Source organism: Actinoplanes sp. L3-i22 (assembly GCF_019704555.1).
Lineage (GTDB): Bacteria > Actinomycetota > Actinomycetes > Mycobacteriales > Micromonosporaceae > Actinoplanes.
The window spans coordinates 4,840,504-4,859,219 of record NZ_AP024745.1 but is presented as its reverse complement, the minus strand read 5'-3'; the positions used below and the strand labels follow the sequence as shown (position 1 = coordinate 4,859,219).

17 protein-coding genes are annotated in these 18,716 nt (G+C 70.1%); 7 read left to right on the top strand and 10 right to left on the bottom strand.

Annotated elements, in window-relative coordinates; translation table 11 throughout:
• Positions 1 to 28 precede the first annotated feature (28 nt).
• The 3 genes from L3i22_RS21580 to L3i22_RS21570 all read right to left on the bottom strand — a co-directional run bounded on the left by L3i22_RS21580 (position 29) and on the right by L3i22_RS21570 (position 3,417).
• A complete protein-coding gene (locus L3i22_RS21580) occupies positions 29 to 241 on the bottom strand; it encodes a DUF397 domain-containing protein (protein ID WP_221328759.1) in 213 nt (70 codons plus the stop codon).
• Positions 238 to 1,161, bottom strand: a complete 924-nt coding sequence (locus L3i22_RS21575) for a helix-turn-helix transcriptional regulator (protein WP_255658698.1) — start codon at positions 1,159 to 1,161, stop codon at positions 238 to 240. The genes L3i22_RS21580 and L3i22_RS21575 overlap by 4 nt, the downstream gene beginning before the upstream one ends.
• Positions 1,162 to 1,524: 363 nt before the next feature.
• Positions 1,525 to 3,417, bottom strand: coding sequence for a M3 family metallopeptidase (locus L3i22_RS21570; RefSeq protein ID WP_221328757.1), 1,893 nt, complete (start codon positions 3,415 to 3,417; stop codon positions 1,525 to 1,527).
• Between the two features lie 312 nt (positions 3,418 to 3,729).
• On the opposite strand from L3i22_RS21570, the gene L3i22_RS21565 reads away from it, so the two are divergent.
• Positions 3,730 to 4,236 carry a hypothetical protein gene (locus L3i22_RS21565; RefSeq protein WP_221328756.1) on the top strand — a complete coding sequence of 169 codons (507 nt, stop codon included), beginning with the start codon at positions 3,730 to 3,732 and terminating at the stop codon, positions 4,234 to 4,236.
• Between the two features lie 233 nt (positions 4,237 to 4,469).
• The gene (locus tag L3i22_RS54385; protein WP_221328755.1) at positions 4,470 to 5,942 is read left to right on the top strand and encodes a serine/threonine-protein kinase; all 1,473 of its coding nucleotides are present in this window, start codon (positions 4,470 to 4,472) and stop codon (positions 5,940 to 5,942) included.
• Between the two features lie 4 nt (positions 5,943 to 5,946).
• On the opposite strand, the gene L3i22_RS21555 is transcribed toward L3i22_RS54385, so the two are convergent.
• The gene (locus L3i22_RS21555; RefSeq protein ID WP_221328754.1) at positions 5,947 to 6,894 is read right to left on the bottom strand and encodes an iron-containing redox enzyme family protein; all 948 of its coding nucleotides are present in this window, start codon (positions 6,892 to 6,894) and stop codon (positions 5,947 to 5,949) included.
• Positions 6,895 to 6,945: 51 nt separating this feature from the next.
• Here L3i22_RS21555 and L3i22_RS21550 point away from each other — a divergent pair, with 51 nt between their 5' ends.
• A complete protein-coding gene (locus L3i22_RS21550) occupies positions 6,946 to 7,173 on the top strand; it encodes a CDGSH iron-sulfur domain-containing protein (protein WP_221328753.1) in 228 nt (75 codons plus the stop codon).
• A gap of 140 nt (positions 7,174 to 7,313) precedes the next feature.
• Here L3i22_RS21550 and L3i22_RS21545 read toward each other — a convergent pair whose 3' ends face one another.
• Together L3i22_RS21545 and L3i22_RS53600 are read right to left on the bottom strand one after the other, a co-directional pair.
• The gene (locus L3i22_RS21545) at positions 7,314 to 7,739 is read right to left on the bottom strand and encodes a response regulator (protein WP_221328752.1); all 426 of its coding nucleotides are present in this window, start codon (positions 7,737 to 7,739) and stop codon (positions 7,314 to 7,316) included.
• 108 nt (positions 7,740 to 7,847) lie between these two features.
• A complete protein-coding gene (locus tag L3i22_RS53600; protein WP_255658473.1) occupies positions 7,848 to 8,231 on the bottom strand; it encodes a hypothetical protein in 384 nt (127 codons plus the stop codon).
• Here L3i22_RS53600 and L3i22_RS21535 point away from each other — a divergent pair.
• Positions 8,230 to 8,910 (top strand): zinc-binding dehydrogenase, encoded by a 681-nt coding sequence (locus L3i22_RS21535; protein ID WP_255658472.1) that lies wholly within the window; start codon positions 8,230 to 8,232, stop codon positions 8,908 to 8,910. The genes L3i22_RS53600 and L3i22_RS21535 overlap by 2 nt on opposite strands.
• Positions 8,911 to 8,934: 24 nt before the next feature.
• Here L3i22_RS21535 and L3i22_RS21530 read toward each other — a convergent pair whose 3' ends face one another.
• On the bottom strand, positions 8,935 to 12,045 hold the full coding sequence (locus tag L3i22_RS21530) for a PAS domain-containing hybrid sensor histidine kinase/response regulator (protein ID WP_255658471.1): 3,111 nt from the start codon (positions 12,043 to 12,045) through the stop codon (positions 8,935 to 8,937).
• Between the two features lie 227 nt (positions 12,046 to 12,272).
• Here L3i22_RS21530 and L3i22_RS21525 point away from each other — a divergent pair, with 227 nt between their 5' ends.
• Positions 12,273 to 13,895: a PAS domain-containing sensor histidine kinase gene (locus L3i22_RS21525; RefSeq protein WP_221328751.1), complete on the top strand. Its 1,623-nt coding sequence runs from the start codon at positions 12,273 to 12,275 to the stop codon at positions 13,893 to 13,895.
• Between the two features lie 74 nt (positions 13,896 to 13,969).
• Here L3i22_RS21525 and L3i22_RS21520 read toward each other — a convergent pair whose 3' ends face one another.
• Entirely contained in the window at positions 13,970 to 14,812 is an 843-nt protein-coding gene (locus L3i22_RS21520; RefSeq protein ID WP_221328750.1) for an SDR family oxidoreductase, read from the bottom strand.
• Between the two features lie 175 nt (positions 14,813 to 14,987).
• Here L3i22_RS21520 and L3i22_RS21515 point away from each other — a divergent pair, with 175 nt between their 5' ends.
• Entirely contained in the window at positions 14,988 to 15,863 is an 876-nt protein-coding gene (locus L3i22_RS21515; RefSeq protein WP_221328749.1) for a helix-turn-helix domain-containing protein, read from the top strand.
• A 168-nt stretch (positions 15,864 to 16,031) separates the two neighbouring features.
• Here the strand turns inward: L3i22_RS21515 and L3i22_RS21510 are convergent, their stop codons facing one another.
• Entirely contained in the window at positions 16,032 to 16,280 is a 249-nt protein-coding gene (locus L3i22_RS21510; protein WP_221328748.1) for a hypothetical protein, read from the bottom strand.
• Positions 16,281 to 16,497: 217 nt separating this feature from the next.
• A complete protein-coding gene (locus tag L3i22_RS21505) occupies positions 16,498 to 18,087 on the bottom strand; it encodes a methyl-accepting chemotaxis protein (RefSeq protein ID WP_221328747.1) in 1,590 nt (529 codons plus the stop codon).
• 352 nt (positions 18,088 to 18,439) lie between these two features.
• Between L3i22_RS21505 and L3i22_RS21500 the strand changes: the two genes are divergently transcribed.
• Positions 18,440 to 18,709, top strand: coding sequence for a DUF4235 domain-containing protein (locus tag L3i22_RS21500; RefSeq protein WP_221328746.1), 270 nt, complete (start codon positions 18,440 to 18,442; stop codon positions 18,707 to 18,709).
• Positions 18,710 to 18,716 lie beyond the last annotated feature (7 nt).

Below are 18,716 nucleotides of genomic sequence, written 5' to 3'. Positions count from 1 at the left end.
GGGGCTGGGCTTCTCGATGCTCCGGCGATCAGGCGGGTAGGTCGAACTCGCCGCTCTTGACTCCGGTCAGGAACGCTGTCCACTCGCCGCGAGTGAAGAGGAGTGGGCCGGCGTCCCGGTTCTTGGTGTCACGGACCGCGACGACCTGCGGGAGATTGTCGGCGACCTCGACGCAGTTCTGGCCACCGCCGGATCGCGTGCTCTTGTGCCAGACAGCGCCGCTCAAGTCGTGGTTGGTCACGATCGTTGCTCCCCTAGGCTCTGCAGTAGCGTAGTGATGAGCTTAGTTGAATCTTCCTTGCTGACCGCGAGTTCGGTCAGCGACGCCCACGTCTCCTCATAGACCTGCAACTCATCTTCCTGATCGAGATAGATGGCCCCAGTCAGGTTCTCGGAGTAGACCGTGGCGGGTTCGCCCTGCTTCCCACCGGCCAGTGGCGGGAACGTCAAGATGGTGAAGGCGCCTGCGACGGATCCAGGATGAACGCCCACCGAAATTGGTAGCACTCGCACCGATACGTGCGCCAACTCGTTTGCCTTCAGGAGATGCCAGAGCTGCTGCTGCATCGCTCCCGGGGTCTCCAACTCCCCCAGCAGCATCGCCTCGGAGATGATGAATTCGCACTCGGGCGGCGCGGGGAATGATCGGGACAGAATCCGCTGTCGCTGCTGCTTGACCTTGATCCGTGCCTGCATCTTGTCCGCCGAGACCCTCGGTCGGTCGGCACGGACCACCGCCTCCACGTAGGCGGGAGCCTGAAGCAGACCAGGGATGATCATCGACTCGAACTGTCGCAGCATCGAGGCGCCGGCCTCCATGCTGAAGAAGAGCTCGGACCATTTCATGACTGTGCCGCTGTAGTTCTGCCACCAGCCCTCGGCCTTCGCCGCTGAGGCCAGGTTGCGCAGGACCTCGGCCTCGTCCGGCGGGACGTTGTAGAAGCGGGCCAACGCCTCGATCTCGACCGGGCGGATCGTCACGCCGGGGGTGCCGGTCTCGATCCGCCACAGCCGCTGATAGGACCAATCCAGGAACGTGTAGGCGTCCAACATCGATATTCCGGCGCGCTCGCGGTACTCGCGGAGAAGCCGGCCGAGCTGACGGCGGGGCACGGTGGAGCCGGTTGCTCTACTGGGCACGTGTCCAGCCCTTCCTCCCATGCTGGCCAGCCAGAACCTGGCGTCTGTGGACTGCCGGGCCGGCCAATTTGAAAGGAATACCGCAGGATCTTGGCAAATGCCAAGTTCTGGAGTGATTTTCTCGCGTATCGCCATTGCGGGTGCCCCGAACGAGGGGCAACCATCGTGCTCGGCGGCGGGGTAGTCAGCCTGAATCCGGTGGAACCACCCCGCCGACCACCATCAATTCGGTACGGAGGTGATCGATCATGCTTGTCGTCATCACAGCCGTCGGTTCGTTGCTCGCCGGATACCTCGCGGGCGTTTCCCTGGGCCGGGTCAGCAGCCGATGGTGCAGGACATCGACGCCTGGCTCGAGGCATATCGCTCCGACTGAGAATCGATTCAAGAAAGCCATTCCCGGTACGCCGCCGAGTTGTACGGGCGGCCGAGGAAGTCCGCGACCAGGTCGGCTGCGGGGGCTGACGAGCCGCGGGCCAGCACACGGTCGCGATAGCGGCGGGCCACCTGCGGGTTTCGGATGCCTTCGGTGGTGAACGCGGTGAACAGGTCCTTCGCGATCACCAGCGACCACTGGTACGTGTAGTACAGGGCCGAGTACCAGGAGAGGTGCAGGAAGCTCACGTACGAGAACACGTCGGCGGGCATCGGGTAGGGCAGCATGCGCTCGGCCGCGGCCTGCTCGATCTGCTCCGGGGAGAGTTTCGAGGTGTGCAGGCCGAGGCTCAGCGTGGCGAGGAACAGTTGCCGCCTGGTGTCCAGCGCCCGGCCGAACTCCGCCGCCGCGCGCATCCGGTCCACCTCGTCGGCCGGCAGTGGCTCGCCGGTCTCGTGGTGCACGGCGAAGGCGGCCAGGGTGGGCGCGTCGGCCAGCCACTCCTCGAGCATCTGCGACGGGGTCTCCACGAAGTCCCACTCCACGCTCAGCCCGTTCAGCCCGGCGAACTCGCCGCGCCCGGCCAGCAGGTAGTGCAGGACGTGGCCGAACTCGTGCAGGAACGTGCGCACCTCGGACGGCAGCATCAACGCCGGCGCCGCGCCGGGCTGCGGGAAGTTGCCGACCAGGGTGCACTCGGGCAGACGCTCGCCGGCTTTGCCGGAGTCCATCGCGAAGATGGCCGCGTGCGTGTACTTGTCCGGGCGCGGATGCAGATCCAGGTGCACTCGTCCGATCGGGCCACCGGCGTCCGACACGTCGTAGGTTTCCACGTCGGGGTGCCACACCGAGACGTCGGGCACGGCGACAAAACGTACGTCGAAAAGGGTTTGAAGAAGATCGATGATGCCGGCCTTGACCCGGTCGAAGGCGAAATATGCCCGCAGCTCGCGGCTGTCCGAGCCGAAGTCCTCGGCCCGGACCTGTTCGGCCAGGTAGGTGAGGTCCCACGGGTCCAGATCGGTGGCACCCGGGTCGTCGGCCCGTTTGCGGGCCAGCAGCCGCTCCCGGTCCGCGGCCGCGCCCGCGGCGGTGGCCTCCTCGATCTCGGCGAGGAACGTGCCGATCGCGGCCCCGGTGCCGATCATCTTGTCCGAGGCGGCCAGGTCGGCGTAGTCGGCGTAACCGAGCAGGCCGGCCAGCTCGGCCCGGCAGGTGAGCAGATCGCGCAGGATGGTGGCGTTCGCCGGGCCGCCGCGCTGCTGGAACTGCCGCCACATCGTCTCGCGCACGCCGGCGTCGTGGCAGTAGCGCTGCACCGGCAAGTAGTCCGGGTAGGCCATGGTGAGGTGGACGAGGCCGTCCTCGGCCGGCGGCCGTGCGTCCAGGTAGTCGGCCGGTAGCCCGGCCAGCGCCGGCGGCGGGAACGCGGCCTCGCGGTGGTCGTCGCGGATGGCGGTCTCGAAGTCCTGTTCCAGGCCGAGCATGCGCAGCTGCAGGTCGTGGACCCGCGCGCGGGTCGCCTGGTCGGCGGCCAGGCCGTATCGGCGCAGGTCGCGCAGCGTGCGGTCGAGATAGTGGCGGGTGACCGGGTCGTCGGTCTCGACGGTCCGCAGCGCGCGGAACACGTCGGCGTCGAGGCGCACGGCCAGCTCGGCGGCACGAAGCTCGTGGGCGGCGGCCCGGGCGGCGTCGCGCATGGCGGCGGACGGGTGCAGCTGCTGTACGTGTTTGGCCAGCTCGCCGCCGTCGGAGAGCAGGGCGCGGGCATCGTCGTACCGATGCAGTAGCTCTTGCCCTTCGGTCTTGCCCTCGGTGATCGCGGTGATGTGCTCGCGCGCCTCGCTGACGCGTCGCCGCATCCGCGCGAGCAGTTCCTCCGGCGTGCCGACGGTTCCCATGTGCGCCTCCTCCGGTCACGATGACGAGTCCGTCCCCCATTCTGTCGTGACCATGCCTGACCGCACCCGTCCACGACGGCCGGGTCACCTTCGAACTCGTGCTGCCGGCAAAGACCGATCGGAGCCGGATCGCTGTGGAGATCGGTCAGGGTCGGCCGGCGCTCAGCCTCACCCCGGTAGCCACCGCGGCCTGCATCGCCTGAGCCACCACCACAGGTGCTGTTCGAGGAGCTGCTGACTATCGTGGACACGTTCTCCTGACGACGCCTGGCCTGCGTCGGTATGAGGGGCAGCTCAAGAACGGAGGCCGGGATGGCCAGGAAGCCGCTCTCGCCGGAGAAGCGGGCCGACCGTGCGTTGTGCCCGGTCGCGGTCGCGGCGACGCTGGGTCTCAAGGTCAATCTGGTGGCGGGTGCCATGCGGGCCGCCGGTGTCACGACGCCGGTCACCGTCGCCCAGGCCAGGGCGTGGAAGTCGCTGACGCAGGAACCGCCGCCCTGGATGGTGGGGCTGATGGCCGACGCGGCCGCGCGGGCGGCCGGGCGTGTCGCGGCCGCTCACCGCAGGGACGTCGAGGACGAGCATCGGATGGTCCTGCTCGCCGACCAGGTGGCGCAGAAGCTGCTGGCCGGCCGCACCATCCGGGGCGACGATCGCGAGTTCATCGCCGCTGATCTCGCGTTTCGGGCGATGAAGGAGCTCGTCCGGGCCGACGGGGACGTCAGCTACCTCAACGATCTCGACCTGGCCGCGCTGCGCTGGGCCGGGGTCGTGCCGCAGGACCGGTCGACCTGGTTCCTCGACCGCGGCGGCCGGTGAGCGTCTCCCGCGACACCTGCGCGCAGCGGCGCACCGAGAACACCGTTGACGCCGGAATTCCCGGCACATAGCTACCTCTGGCGGCCCATCGGGTGTGGAAGCCGAAGTCACCTGACGCGAAGGACCGCAAGCGCTCTGCCTCGCTCCGTCTCCGCTATTCGGCCACCGTCGCGAGCGCGTCAGGCCGCAGCCGTCGGACTGCGGATGCGCTTGAGGCAGGGCACACTTCCGGGATGAGCGGATCACCCACTGTCGACGGTGACCTCGGGCCGGCCCACCCCGGCCTGCTGCTCGGTGGCCGCTACCGGCTGCTGACCCCGATCGGCGCCGGCGGCATGGCGGTCGTCTGGCAGGCCCACGATCACGTGCTGGCCCGTGCCGTCGCGGTCAAACTGGTGGCTCCCGCAGGCGCGGGCGATCGGCGGGCGCGCGACCGGATCGGACACGAGGCCCGAGCCGCCGCGGCCCTCGCACACCCCAACATCGCCCAGGTCTACGACTACGGCGAAATAAGAACGGCAAACCAGATTTTCCCGTACGTCGTGATGGAGCTCGTCCCCGGTGGAACGCTGCTGCGAAGGCTCTCGGCCGGCCCGGTGCCCCCGCGGTTCGCCATGCGGGTGTGCGCGGAGATAGCCGCGGCCCTGGCCGCCGCGCACGCCGAGGGGCTGGTCCACCGCGACATCAAGCCGGCCAATGTGATGCTGGCCCCGACCGGCGCCAAGGTGGTCGACTTCGGCATCGCCGCGGTCGTCTCGCCAGGTGGTTCCGGCGAGCTGGACGCCGAGGTCCTGGGCACCGCAGCCTACGTGGCGCCCGAGCGGCTGACCGGCGACGCCGTGCAACCAGAGTCCGACCTGTACGCCCTCGGCGTCGTGCTCTACCTGCTGCTGTGCGGCCACTCCCCCTGGTCCAGCGACGACACCAGGCAGATGCTGGAGGCGCACCTCTACGTCGAGCCGGCCCCGCTGCCGCCCATGCCGGGCGTGCCCGACTACGTCATCGGGCTGTGCAATCGCTGCCTGGCCAAGGACCCGGCGATACGCCCGAGGGCGCAGGAGACCGCCGAGGTGCTGGCGCAGGGCGCCGGGATGCGCGTGGTGACCGACGAGCCCCACGCACCGGCACCGGCGCATCACGACGCGGACCCCACCGTCCTGATCCGCCGGTCGCAAGATCCTCCACCGGTGAACCCGGACTCCCCAAAGGCCGCACGCCGGACGCTGACCATCGCGGCGCTGGTGATCCTCGCCGGCGCCGCCGGATTGCTCCTGCTGAACCAGCCAACCGACACGGCCCGGGACAAGCCCTCGGCTGCGGAAGCTCCCCCAGCCCTGGCCGCCTCGTCCACGGCCGGACGGGGCCCGGATCGGACCAAAGGCGCCGCGCCCGCACCGCCGAACGCGACACGGACCCGCTCCCAGCCCGCGATACCTGCCGAACCTGCCACCACCCCGAAGCCCCCGGCCACCGGGGCCACCGAGCGAACGCTGTCGACGGTTGCCGGCACCCTGCGTGCCATCTGCCCCAGCCCGGCAACCGCGCAGATCCTGTCCTGGAAAGCAGCCCCGCCCTACAAGGTGCAGGCCGTCGAACCCGGCCCGGCCCCAGCGCCCACAGTGACCTTCAAACACGGAAAATCGCTGCTCACCATGTCAGTGAGCTGCACGAACGGTACGCCTGTGGCAACCACGCAGCAGACCTGAGAGCTCACTCGCGCAGCGAGGACCGGCCCTCGGCCCAGGCGTCGAGCACGCCCGTCGCCCACAGGTTGTCGATGGCGAGCGCGCACCGGGCACCCCACAGCACCTGGCCGGCCAGCTCCGGTTCGGCTTGGGCGAACGTACCGCACAGGTCGTGGGCGGCGATCTGCTCGTGCACCGCGTCAGCCTCGACGTGTTCGTCGTAGAACGCCGTCGCCTTCGCGTCCCCGCCGAGCCGGCGCAGACCGTTGCCGTACGCCCGGTTCGGCAACGACGAGGTCATCTCGTAGGCGGTCAGGTGCCCGAGAATCGCGCCCCGGCGGGCCCGATGCATCCCGAAGTACGACATCAGATTGTTGACCGCCAGCGTCGCCGCGGGCACCCGGTCCACGTACGCGCCGTACGTCAGGTCGAGGCCGAACCAGGTCATCGTCTGCTTGAACAGCTCCTGGTGCATGCGCCCGGTGACCCCACCGCCGTACTCGTCGATCTGGATCTCGATCAGTGCCGCCTTGGCCCGGCCGGCCAGCCGCGGGATGGCCCAGGTGTGCGGGTCGGCCTCGCGCAGGTGATACACCGACCGGTGCATGACGAACTCACGGAACTGCTCATGGGTGGACCGTCCGCGCAGGTACCCGGAGAGCGAGGGCCCGTCGTCGGCGGCCACGATCGCCGCGAGCGCGGCCGGCACGGTCTGCGGATCGGCCGGCTCCGGGCGACCCAGGCGCTGCGCGAAGCGGTCCTCCAGGGCGGCGCGCAGGCCCAGCAACGCCGGATGCCACTCCCATTCGTCAGCCACGCCGTCCCAGCCTCGATACGCAAGCTCGTAACAGATGAACAGCGACAGCTGCAGATCGTCCTCGCCGTCGGGCTCCGCGCGCAGGTCCCCGGCACCGCCGCCCAGAATGTCGATCAGGCGTTCGGACAGCGATCCTCGTGGTGACGGCAGTTTCATGGCCGGGCGAATTCCCGTTTGCGGCGGCGCGAAACGGTAATTCAGGCGGCCATGACCTCGACCATCGTCCCGTACGAGGACGGTCCGCTGATCGTCCGCGGCGACTTCGAGCTGCGCACCCCCGACGGCGAGCCGATCGACCCGGCACGCGGCACCATCGCACTGTGCCGATGCGGCAAATCCGCCGATAAGCCGTTCCGCGACGGCACCCACAAGACGTTCCGGTTCAAGGCCGGTACGGCCCGCGACAACCCACCCGCGCGGACTCTCACCGACTGAGCTGTCCCTCAGCCGGGGACCGGTGAGCACGCCGCGCCCGGCGTGGCCCGCGCGGGCGACGCCGGTCAGCAGCGATCCGCTGGGCTGAAGTCGTCGCGCACAGCTTGTGGGCAGGTGCCGTCCGGGCACCTGCCGCCCCGTCAGTCGGGCAGCACGGCGACCTCGCTGTAGAAGTCGTTGATCGTCTGCACGACGGCCTCGAACGAATCGAGGTCCATCGGCTTGTTGACGTAGGCATTGGCGTGCTCGCCGTAGCTGCCGATAATGTCCGCCGCGGCGTCGGAGGTGGTGAGCACCACCACCGGAATCGCCCGGAGTTCGGGATCGCTTTTCACCTCGGCGAGGACCTCGTGCCCGCTTACCCGGGGCATGTTCAGGTCCAGCAGTACCAGATCGGGGCGCACAGCCTCGGCGAACGGGCCGCGCCGGCGCAGGAAGTCGAGCGCTTCCTGGCCGTCGACGGCCCGGTGCACAATCGGTGGCACCGTCGCGGTCTGCAGGGCTTCCACGATCATCAGCGTGTCCGCGTCGTCGTCATCGACCACCAGCACGGTCAACGTCCGCATCGTCTCCACACCTCCACATCGCCTGAGCCGATGACCCGGCCACCTCGCCAGGGCACCCTATGCCTCCTCAAGGAGCCGGCAGCCGACCGGATCCACTGCCGCCGAGCGTCAACTCTTCGGCATCTCCTCCGGGTCGCGGTCAGAGACGGCGCGGTTGGCGCTGGTCTGGTTGATGCCGGCGTTGCTGCTGCCGTTCGCGGGCGTAGAGCCGGGCGATTCGTCGGTGAGAAACGTGCCGGTCTCCTCCAGCCCCTGGATGTGCTGCTCGGTGCTGCCACCGTCGGCGCTGCCCACGTGCTCCGGTTCGGTCATGACGTTCTTGGCCCCCTTCAGGCGATACGGCCGGGATACCGGTGCCATTTCCCCGCACGCACACCCCAAAACGGCATGACCAGGCCGGCCGTGGGTATCGGCGGAATCATGGCCAAGAGCAAAACGATGAAATCTGCTCGAACTGCCCGCCGGCACCGAGCACGAGAACGATTTCACCATGCTGTCGGACATCTTCCCGACCGGCTGGCACGGCACCGAGCTGGCCGGCATGCAGCCCGGTGACCGGGTCGCGGTCTTCGGCGCCGGCCCGGTCGGCCTGCTCGCCGCGCACAGCGCGATGATCCGCGGCGCGTCCGAGGTGTACGTCGTGGACAAGGAACGCGACCGCCTCGACCTGGCCGGCAAGATCGGCGCGACCCCGGTGGACTTCTCCAGAGGCGACCCGGTCGAGCAGATCCTGGACGCCACCGGCGGCCGCGGCACCGACTGCGGCGTCGAAGCCGTCGGGTATCAGGCGCACGATCCGTCCGGTGCGGAGCACCCGGAGCTGGTGCTGGACAATCTGGTCAAGGTGGTCCGCTCGACCGGCGGCATCGGGGTCGTCGGCGTCTACGTGCCGCAGGACCCGGGCGCCCAGAGCGAGCAGGCCAAGAACGGCCGGGTCGCGTTCGACTACGGCACGTTCTTCACCAAGGGCCAGCGGATGGGCACCGGTCAGTGCCCGGTGATGCGCTACAACCGGCACCTGCGCGACCTGATCATCACCGGCCGCGCCCAACCGTCGTTCCTGGTCTCCCACGAGCTCCCGCTCACCGCGGCCGCCGACGGCTATGCCAAGTTCGACCAGCGCGAGGCCGGCTGGACCAAGGTGCTGCTGCGGCCCGGCGCCACCGCCTGACGCCGCGAACTCTCCTCGGAGACGTCATCTGGACGGTCTCGGCGTTGCCGGGCCGAAATCAGCGCTGGGCTGGTTGGACGCGGGGTGCGGCGCGAGCGGCAACTCGGCCGGCACGCCGGCTACCGGGTGCAGGACCGAGCGGATCCGGTCGAGCAGCTCGCGGCTGGTGAATGGCTTCTCCACGATGGTGACGCCGTCGGGCAGGGTGCCGTTCTCGGTGAGGACGGGCTCGGCATAGCCGGACATGTAGAGCACCGGGATCCCCGGCCGGCGTTGTTCGACCCGCTCGGCGACCTCGTTCCCCATCATCCTGGGCATGATCACGTCGGTGAGGAGCAGGTGGATCGGCCCGGCATGGGTGTGCGCGAGGTGGATCGCCTCGGCGCCACCGGCCGCGGCGAGGATGCGAAAGCCGGCCCGGGTCAGGATGCGCGCGGTGATCTGCCGCAGGTCGTCCTCGTCCTCGACCATGAGGATGGTCTCGTAGGGCGACGCGACCGGACCCGTCGCGGTGGCCGGCACGACTGCCGGTGCCGAGCTCGCGTCGATGGCGGACTCGACGGCGGGCAGGATGACGGTGACGGTGGTGCCGATGCCCGCCTCGGAGTACAGCCGCACGTCGCCGCCCGCGGCGGTGGCGATGCCGTACACGGTGGCAAGTCCCAGTCCGGTGCCCGAGCCTTTCGGTTTGGTGGTGTAGAACGGCTCGAAGGCCCGTTCGATGACCTCGGGCGGCATGCCGCTGCCGGTGTCGCTGACCCGCAGGCGCACGTACCGGCCCGGGGAGAACGCCCCGCCGGTGCTGTCGTCCTCGGCGATGTCGGCGTTGCTGGTGTCGATCGACAGGGTGCCGCCGCCGGGCATCGCGTCGCGCGCGTTGACGGCCAGGTTGAGCAGGATCTGTTCGAGTTGGCTGGCGTCGGCGTGCACCGGCCACAGCTGCCGGTCCAGGCTGGTGATCAGGTGGATGTGCTCGCCGAGGGAACGGCGCAGCATCTGTTCCACGTCCCCGATGACGTGGTTGAGACTCAGCACCGTGGCCTGGGTGATGTCGCGCCGGCCGAAGGCCAGCAGCTGCTTGGTCAGCCGGGCGGCCCGGTCGGCGGCCCGGCTCACCTGGCCGAGGTCGTTGCGGATCTCGGCCAGCTCGGCCGGGTCCGCGGTGAGATCGTGCAGGGTCTCCAGGACCATCTCGGTGTAGTTGCTGATCACGGCGAGGATGTTGTTGAAGTCGTGCGCCACGCCGCCGGCGAGTTCGCCGAGGCTCTCCAGCCGGCGGGCGTGCTGCAGGCGGCGTTCGCCGGCGTCGCGTTCGGCCTGGGCGATCAGCCGTTCCCGTTCCGACTGGGCGATCAGGCGGTCGCTGACGTCCCGGATCGCGGTGGTCACGATCATGCCCCGGTCGGTGTCGACCGCGGCGAGGCTGATCTCGGCCGGGAATTCGGTGCCGTCCTTGCGGACCGCGGTCAGCGCGGCACCGTCGCCCATCGGCCGGTGCCGCGGGTGCGCGAAGTAGCTGTCCCGGTGCCGAACATGATCGCCACGCAGTCGTTCGGGCACCAGGATGTCGACGGATCGGCCCAGCAGCTCCTCGCGCGAATAGCCGAACAAGCGCTCGGCCTGCGCGTTGATCAGCGTGATGGTGCCGTCGCGGGTGACCCCGATGATCGCGTCCGGGGCGGCCTCCAGCAGTCCTTCGAACATCGCGTCGGCGCGCTGACGTTCGCTGATGTCCCGCGAGATCGACGCCACCCCGACGATCCCGCCGTCAGCGCCGGTGATCGGCGACAGGGTCAGCGACACGGTGATGACGGCCCCGTCCTTGCGGCAGCGGGCCATCCGGTGCTGGTCGATGATCTCGCCGCCGATGATGCGCCGCATCAGCTGGGTCTCGACCTGCTCCTCTCCGGGCGGGAACAGCACCGACGCGTGCCGGCCGATCACCTCCTCGCGCCGGTAGCCGTAGAGCTGCTCGGCCCCGGCGTTCCAGCTGGTGATCTCGCCGTCGAGGGTCTTGCCGATGATCGCGTCGTGTGACGATTCGACGATCACCGCGAGGTGCTCGCGTTCGGCCAGGGTCTGCGCCCGGGCAGCCAGCGCCGCGGCGTGTCCGGCGAGTTCGGCGAAGGCCTCCACGTCGTCCTCGGCGAACAGACTGCGATAGCGGTTGAGCAGCAGCAGCACGCCTCGGCCGCCGGGCGCCTCGACCGGTGCCGCGGTGACGAAGCGGGTGCCGCTGGCCTGGGCCAGCGTCACCGCCGAGGCCGGTGGACGGGTCCATCCGGCCAGCGCGTCGATCACGCCGCCGGCGGCCAGCAGCTCGTGCAGGTCTGCCGCCGTGCACTCGATCGCGCTGCCGGGTGCGCCGGGGCAACCCAGCACCTGCACGCGGTGATCCGCGGCCGGCATCAGGACCACCACCGCGTCCGCGCCGAGCACCGCGCCGGCGTCCCGGAAGTAGCTTTCCCAGGTTCGGGCCGGCGCGTTGGCCGGCACCGCCAGCAACCGGTGCATCGGCGCGTGGGTGGCGCTCTTGGCCCGTAGCCGGCGCAGCCCGTGCGGCGGCACGAAGGCCATCAGATACAGCACCCCGGAGATCGCGGCGAGCACCTGTGATCCCGCCACGGCACCGGTGGCGGACAGCGGCAGCGCCGCGCCGAACACCCCGGTCCCGGCGGCCGCACACCACAGCCGGCCGCGCGCCGCGCCACCGCGCCGCCGGGCCTCGGCGATCAGCAGCCACGCCGCGGCGCCCTCCACGGCGAAGAACACGATCACCGCCGGCCAGACCGCCGGGCGCGGCACCGGCCGCGTCGACGAGGCCAGCACCGGCAGGGCGCTCAGCACCCAGACCGCCACCGCGGTCGGCAGACCCCAGGCGGCCAACGGACGTAACCGGCTGACCAGCCGCAACGTGAACACCGGTTTCGCCAGCAGCAACCCGATGGCCAGGATCATCACCGACCGGGACGGCGCGCCCACGAACACTCGGACCAGTCCGACCACGAACAGCATCGCGACCGACGCGAACATCCAGATCACGTCGCGCAGCAGTGGGTCACGGTGCCGCAGATATCGCCAGGAAACCCACGACAGGATCAACGCGAACAGCGAAGTGACCATGATCAGCGCCATGAGAGCCTCTGTCCCGACCGTTCGCGGGCACCCCAGATCGGGGCAATAAGGCTCAGGGTATTTCCCGATGAGGGTGAAAAACGCGGAATGCCCAGCCCGCCGACCCTGTGCGGAATGCGCGTTGCACGGACGGCCGGCCGCTGTCGGCGTTAGCGTGGAAGAGACAGCGCCACCCAGTACCCCAGGTAAGACGTTGCCGATCGCGCCGTCTCCACCGGGGAAGGGCCATGGCAGCAAGCCTCGAACAACCCAGCGCCCCGGAAACCGGGCCGCCGAACCAGTCCGCGGTACTCGCCTGCGCGCTGGAGGCCTACGTCGCCTTCGACACCAGCGGACGGGTGCTGGACTGGAACCCCGCCGCCGAAACCACCTTCGGCTACACCCGCGCCCAGGCGTACGGCCGGTCGGTCGAGGAGCTCATCGTGCGCCCGGTGGCCCGTACCGCCGCCCGGGCCGAACTGGCCGCGCTGGCCGCCGGCCGGCCGGGGCGCGCCCTCGACCAGCGGCTGCAATGGTCCGCCTGGCACGCCGACGGCCACGAGATTCCCACCGAGATGACGCTGACCGCGACCGACGAACCCGGCGGCCGGGTGTTCCACGTCTTCGCCCACGACATCACCACCGCCCAGCGGGCCGGCCGGTTCACCGCCGTCGAGGCCGCCGTCGCCCGCGGACTGGCCGAAGCCGACTCGAGCACCGCCGCCGCGGCCCGGGTGGTCGAGGCGCTCGGTGTGAAGATGGGGTGGCCGGTCACCGAGATGTGGGTCGTCGACGAGGCCCGGCAGCTGCTGACCTGCGCCGCCCGGCACGTCGAGCCCGGCCGCCGGCTGCACAGTTTCGACGTCGACGTGCTGGAGATCGGCGTCGCGCTGCCCGGCCGGGTCTGCGCCGACGGCGCCGCACACTGGATCCCCGACCTGGGCACCGACACCGGCTCGGTGCGCAGCCGCGCCGCCGCGCGCATCGGCCTGCGCGTGGCCGTCGGCGTGCCGCTGTCCACCGGGCAGCACGTGCTCGGCGCCCTGTGCGTCTACGGCGACCGGGTCGAGGACCCCGAGGACGTTCTGCTCGGCCTGCTCAGCGGCCTCGCCGCCCAGATCGGGCAGTATGTCGAACGACGCCGCGCCGAGGAACTGACCATCGAGCTCGCCCGCACCAAGGACGAGTTCCTGGCCATGGTCACCCACGAGCTGCGCAACCCGCTCGCGGCGATCACCGGCACCGCCGGTCTGCTCGCCGACGACCTGGACGACCTGACCCGCGACGAGCAGCGGCACTACCTGCGGCTGATCACCCGCAACGCCGAACGACTGTCGATCATGGCCGAGGATCTGCTCGACCTGGCCCGCCTGGAATCCGGGCACCTGGCCATCGATCCCGTCCCGACCGATCTGTGCGCCGTCATCCGCCAGGCCGTCGAGGCCGTCACCCCGGACAACGACAAAAACCAGACGATTACGGTACGGCTGCCGGAGCGCCTGTTGCTGCACGCCGATCCGAACCGGCTGCGACAGGTCGCCGACAACCTGCTCTCGAACGCCATCAAGTACACCCCGGCGAACGGCACGATCACCGTCGCCGCCACGACCGGCGACACCGACCAGACGATCATCTGGACCGTCGCGGACACCGGCATCGGCGTCCCGCCCGCCGAACGCCCCCGGCTGTTCCGCCGCTTCTACCGCGCCTCGACCGCCCTGGACCGGCGCATCCCCGGCACCGGGCTCGGCCTGGTCATCGCCCGCACCATCATCGAGCGCCACCGCGGCACCATCACCCTGACCGACCACGACGGCCCCGGCACCACCTTCACCATCGAACTACCGACCAAGCCGCCGGACGAGAAGTAGCGCCCCGCCGCGATGATCGGCCCGTATGGCCGCCGAACGGTGCGGGTCAGGGCACTGTCGAGCGTCCCGCTGATTCAGGCGTCGTCGTGAGCGAGCGACGACGACAGCTCGCGATGTGCGTCGGCCTGGTCGAGCAGGACCTTCGCCTTCTGCTGCAGCGCGCCGACCGCGTCGGCTCCGGCGGCCCAGCGGGCCGGCGGCTCGCCGGAGCCGACAAGCTTGATCAACGCGGCCGCCAGCTTGGCGGGGTCACCGCCCTGAAGTCCGTTCATGCCGCTCCACGCCTCCACGGTCTGCCCGGTGCGCTCGGCGTAGTCGTCGATGCTCGGCTCGGCGTAGCTGGTCGACTCCGGGGTGAGCAGTTCGGTCCGGAAGAAGCCCGGCTCGACGATCATGGTGCGGATCCCGAACGGCTCGACCTCCGCCGCCAGCGATTCCATCCAGCCCTCGAGACCGAACTTCGCCGCCGCGTACGCCGAGGTGAACTCCATCCCGAGGAACCCGGCGACCGAGGAGATCGAAACGACGAGCCCGGAACGGCGGGCACGCATCACCGGCAGAACCGCGCGGGTGACGTTCAGCGGGCCGAACAGATTCGTCTCGACCTGAGCCCGGAAGTTCTCGGCGCTGATCTCCTCGAAGAATCCGGCGATGAAGTTGCCGGCGTTGTTGACGAGCACGTCGATCCGGCCGAACCGGTCGGCGGCGGCTTGCACGGCGGCCTCGACGCTGACCGGGTCGGTCACGTCGAGTCGTACGGTGAACAGGTCGTCCGCGGCCCCGATCGCCTTCTCGACCCGGCCCGGATCGCGGCCGGTCGCAACGACCGCGTATCCGCCGGCGAGTGCCTCCTTGGCGATGTCCACCCCCATGCCGCGCCCCGCTCCGGTGATGAGCAGAACCTTCTTGTCCGTCATGTCGTCCTCCGTCGCCAAAAGCCCCGCAACGCGGCCAGGTTTCTCGGTGCCGGTGAACCTGGGAAGCGGTGACGGCCTCCAGGGAACCTTCTCCCGGGAACCGGGAGAAGATGCTGCTGGAGGGTGTACTGACAGCCCACCCTTACGTCCGCGCCGGCGACCTAGCCTGGAAGTCGTGGACAACCGTGACGAGGTTCGAGCCTTCCTCAGCTCCCGGCGCGCCCAGATCACCCCGGAACAGGCCGGACTGCAGCACTACAGCCGCAACCGGCGGGTGCCCGGTCTGCGCCGCAGCGAGGTCGCCGACCTGGCCGGAGTCAGCGTCGAGTACTACGCCCAACTCGAACGAGGCAACCTCGCCGGCGTCTCCGACAGCGTCCTGGACGCGCTCGCCCGCGCGCTGCACCTCAACGAGGCCGAGCAGCAGCACCTGGCCGACCTGGCCCGCGCCGCCGCCCCCGGCGCCCGGACACGCCGGAAACCGGCCGCAACGCAGATCCGTCCGAGCGTGACCCGCGTCCTCGACCTGATGAGCGACGTGCCGGCATTCGTCAGCAACGGCCGCGTCGACGTACTCGCCGCCAACCCGCTCATGCGGGCTCTCTATTCGCCCATGTTCGACGACCCGGCCCGCCCGGCCAACCACGCCCGGTTCGCGTTCCTCAACCCACGTTCCCGCGACTTCTGGGTCGACTGGGACCGGATCGCCGGCGACACCGTCGCGATGTTGCGCACCGAAGCCGGCCGGGATCCCTACGACAAGGGCCTGACCGATCTGGTCGGCGAGCTGTCCACCCGCAGTGCGGACTTCCGGATGCGCTGGGCATCCCACGACGTTCGCCTGCACCGCAACGGCATCAAGCAGTTCCGCCACCCGGTCGTGGGCCGGCTCGACCTGAACTTCGAGACCATGCAGCTCAACGCCGACCCGGGCCTGTCCATGACGCTGCTCAGCGCCGCCGCCGGCTCGGCCGCCGACGACGCCCTACGCCTGCTGGCCAGCTGGGCCGCGACCCGCGATCAGGCCGGCACGACACCCGGGATCGCGTAACGAACGTTCGGCCCTTGCACCACGGCGCAGCCGCCAGCGAGGCCACCTACCGTCCTGGAGTCGCGCTCCTGAGCACGCGGGACATCACTCGCGGGCCCGTGTCGGTCGCACGGCTCGACAGCGCGGAGCCCGACGGCACCCGGTCAACCGTGCTCGTCCTCATCCGGATCAGTCGGGGATCTCGGAATCGTCGCCCTCCGGCGGAGCAACGGTGTCGTCGGGCTGGTCGGGCCGGGTCAGCGCATACCGGGCGCCGCCGAATCGGCCGGTCACGGCGTTGGCTCGCACGGATGCGGCCGTCAGATCGTCGGTGATCTCGGTGTCCCGATGGACCGAGGACGGATTGCGCCGGCGCGAGCCCTCGCCCGCCTCGGCACCCGGTTCGGAACTGGACGGACCACCATTCGGCATCGCCATCATCGTCACCTCTCGCTCGGACGCCCCCGCCAAGGAGCCGTGCGCCGAGGCCACGACAGCACTTCTTCGCGACCTTTCCACCCGAACCTCGCCGCGGCGCCGGATCTCGGGTGTCGACGTGCAATATCCTGTCCGAGATACCTTGCTTCCGCAAGGCCGGATGCACGTGCATTTGCACTCGCGTCGATGCGCCGGTCGCCCGTTCGGGTAAAAGCCGTCAGAGGGTGAATCGGCCGACGAGCCGGCGCAGATCCCGGGCCATGTCGGCGAGCTGCGTCGTGGCCCGGTCGGTCTCCGCGACGCCGGCGGTGGTCTCCTGCACGGAAGCGGCGACGTCCGTGATCGTCCCGGCGACCCGGGAGCCGGCGCCGGCGGCCTCGCTGACGCTGCGGCTCATCTCGTCGGTGGTGGCGCTCTGCTCCTCCACCGCGGAGGCGATCGTGGTCTGGAACTCGTTGATCCGGGCGATGATCCCGGAGATCTCGCCGATCGCGGCGACCGCGCCGGAGGTGTCGGCCTGGATCGCGGCGACCCGCGCGCCGATGTCCTCGGTCGCCCGGGCGGTCTCCTGGGCGAGGTCCTTGACCTCGCTGGCGACGACGGCGAAGCCCTTGCCGGTCTCGCCGGCGCGGGCGGCTTCGATGGTGGCGTTGAGCGCGAGCAGGTTGGTCTGTTCGGCGATGGCGGTGATCGCCTTGATCACGTTGCCGATCTCGGTGGACGACTCGCCGAGTTTGGCCATCACGGCCGTGGTGTTCGCGGTGACGTCGACCGCCCGGGCGGCCACCTGGGCGGCCTGGGTGGCGCTCTGGCTGATCTCGCGGATCGAGGCGCCCATCTGTTCGGCCCCGGCCGCGACCGCCTGGATGTTCGACGACATGATCGCGGCCGACTCGGCGACCAGGGCGGCCTGCGCGGCGCCCTGACCGGCGCTGCCGGCGCTGCGCCGGCTGGTCGCCGCGAGCGTCTCGGCCTCGGCGCCCAGCGTCCGGGCGTGCGCGGTCAGATCGGTCATGGTCTGCCGCAGGTTGGTGGCGGCCCGGCGCAGCGAGTCGGCCATCCGCCCGACCTCGTCACGCTGACGAACCTGCGGGTCGCCGGACAGATCGCCCTCGGCCAGCCGGTCCAGGACGCGTTCGACGCGGCGCAGCGGCCCCACGATGAGCCGGGCGACGCCGATCGCGGCGGCGACCGCGAGCAGCAGCACCGCCAGGGCCACGGCGATCAGCTGGGTACGGGTCCGGGTGACCGTCGCGTCGAACCCCTTGCCCTTGAGCAGGGCCGTGTTGGCGTAGTCGATCTCCGCCGTGAGCAGCGTCTCGTACTTCTTGCGCAGGTCGCGGTTGCCGCCCATGGCCAGGGTGACCGCGGCCTTGGGCTGGGTGTCGTAGAGGGTGAACTCCGACTGCAGCGCGGTGAACCAGTCGCCGGTCGCGGCCTGGATCGCGTCGACCCGGGCGGCCGACGCGCCGGAGTCGGCGACCTTGCGGGCGGCGTCGAGGGCGGCATCGACCTTCGCCTGGCGGCCGAGCGCCTCCTTGCTGAAGTCGGCGTTGCCGGCGAGCAGGTAGCCGCGCTCGTCGTTGGCGGCCGCCTTGGCGGTCAGCGCCGCGGTGTTGAGGTTGGTGGCGTACGGCAGGACCCCGGCGATCTCGGTGTTGCGGCTGCTCTGCAGCCCGGCGATACCGGCGATGCTCAGCGCGCCGGTCACCATCGTCCCGGCTATCGCCACGCCGGCGACGATCAGCACCTTGGTCGAGACCTTCCGGTCCCGGCACCACTGCCCCAGCCCACGGTCCCCTGCCACGATCGTCCCTTTCCCTCGACCGATCGATCGGCGTCCGGAAGGGTCGACTGATACCGGTAAACCACAAGCCATTCCACGTTCACTGATTGTTCATTTGCGCGCCGCCTCGTTGTCGTGAAGTCCGGGCAGCGATCACATTCGAAAACCTTATTCGGCGTACGGGCCGATCTTTCCGCACGCATGCACCCGCGCGTGCCCGGCGCCCGCCGATTTCATGCGTGGTTCTCGCCCCGTTGTTCCGCGTTTTAGCTGCTCGAACGACGGGCACCCAGCAACTCGTGAGCAAGCAGGCAAGTGTTGTGACCACGAATACGGCGGGCGTGCTCCTGCCGGTAGCCGCCCGGAGGCGGGCGTGAGCAGAGCCGTCAAGATCGCGTACAAGCCGGTCGGCCTGCTGCTCGGCGCGGGCGCCGGGCTGGCCGCCGGCCTGATCTTCAAGCAGATCTGGAAGGTCGCCGGGCACGACGACGACGCGCCGCACGCCACCGACCCGGACCGCGGCTGGGGCGAGATCCTGCTCGCCGCCGCGCTGCAGGGAGCGATCTTCGCGATCGTCAAGGCGGCCGTCGACCGCACCGGTGCCGTCGGTGTCCACAAAGCCACGGGCGAATGGCCCGACTGACCACGAG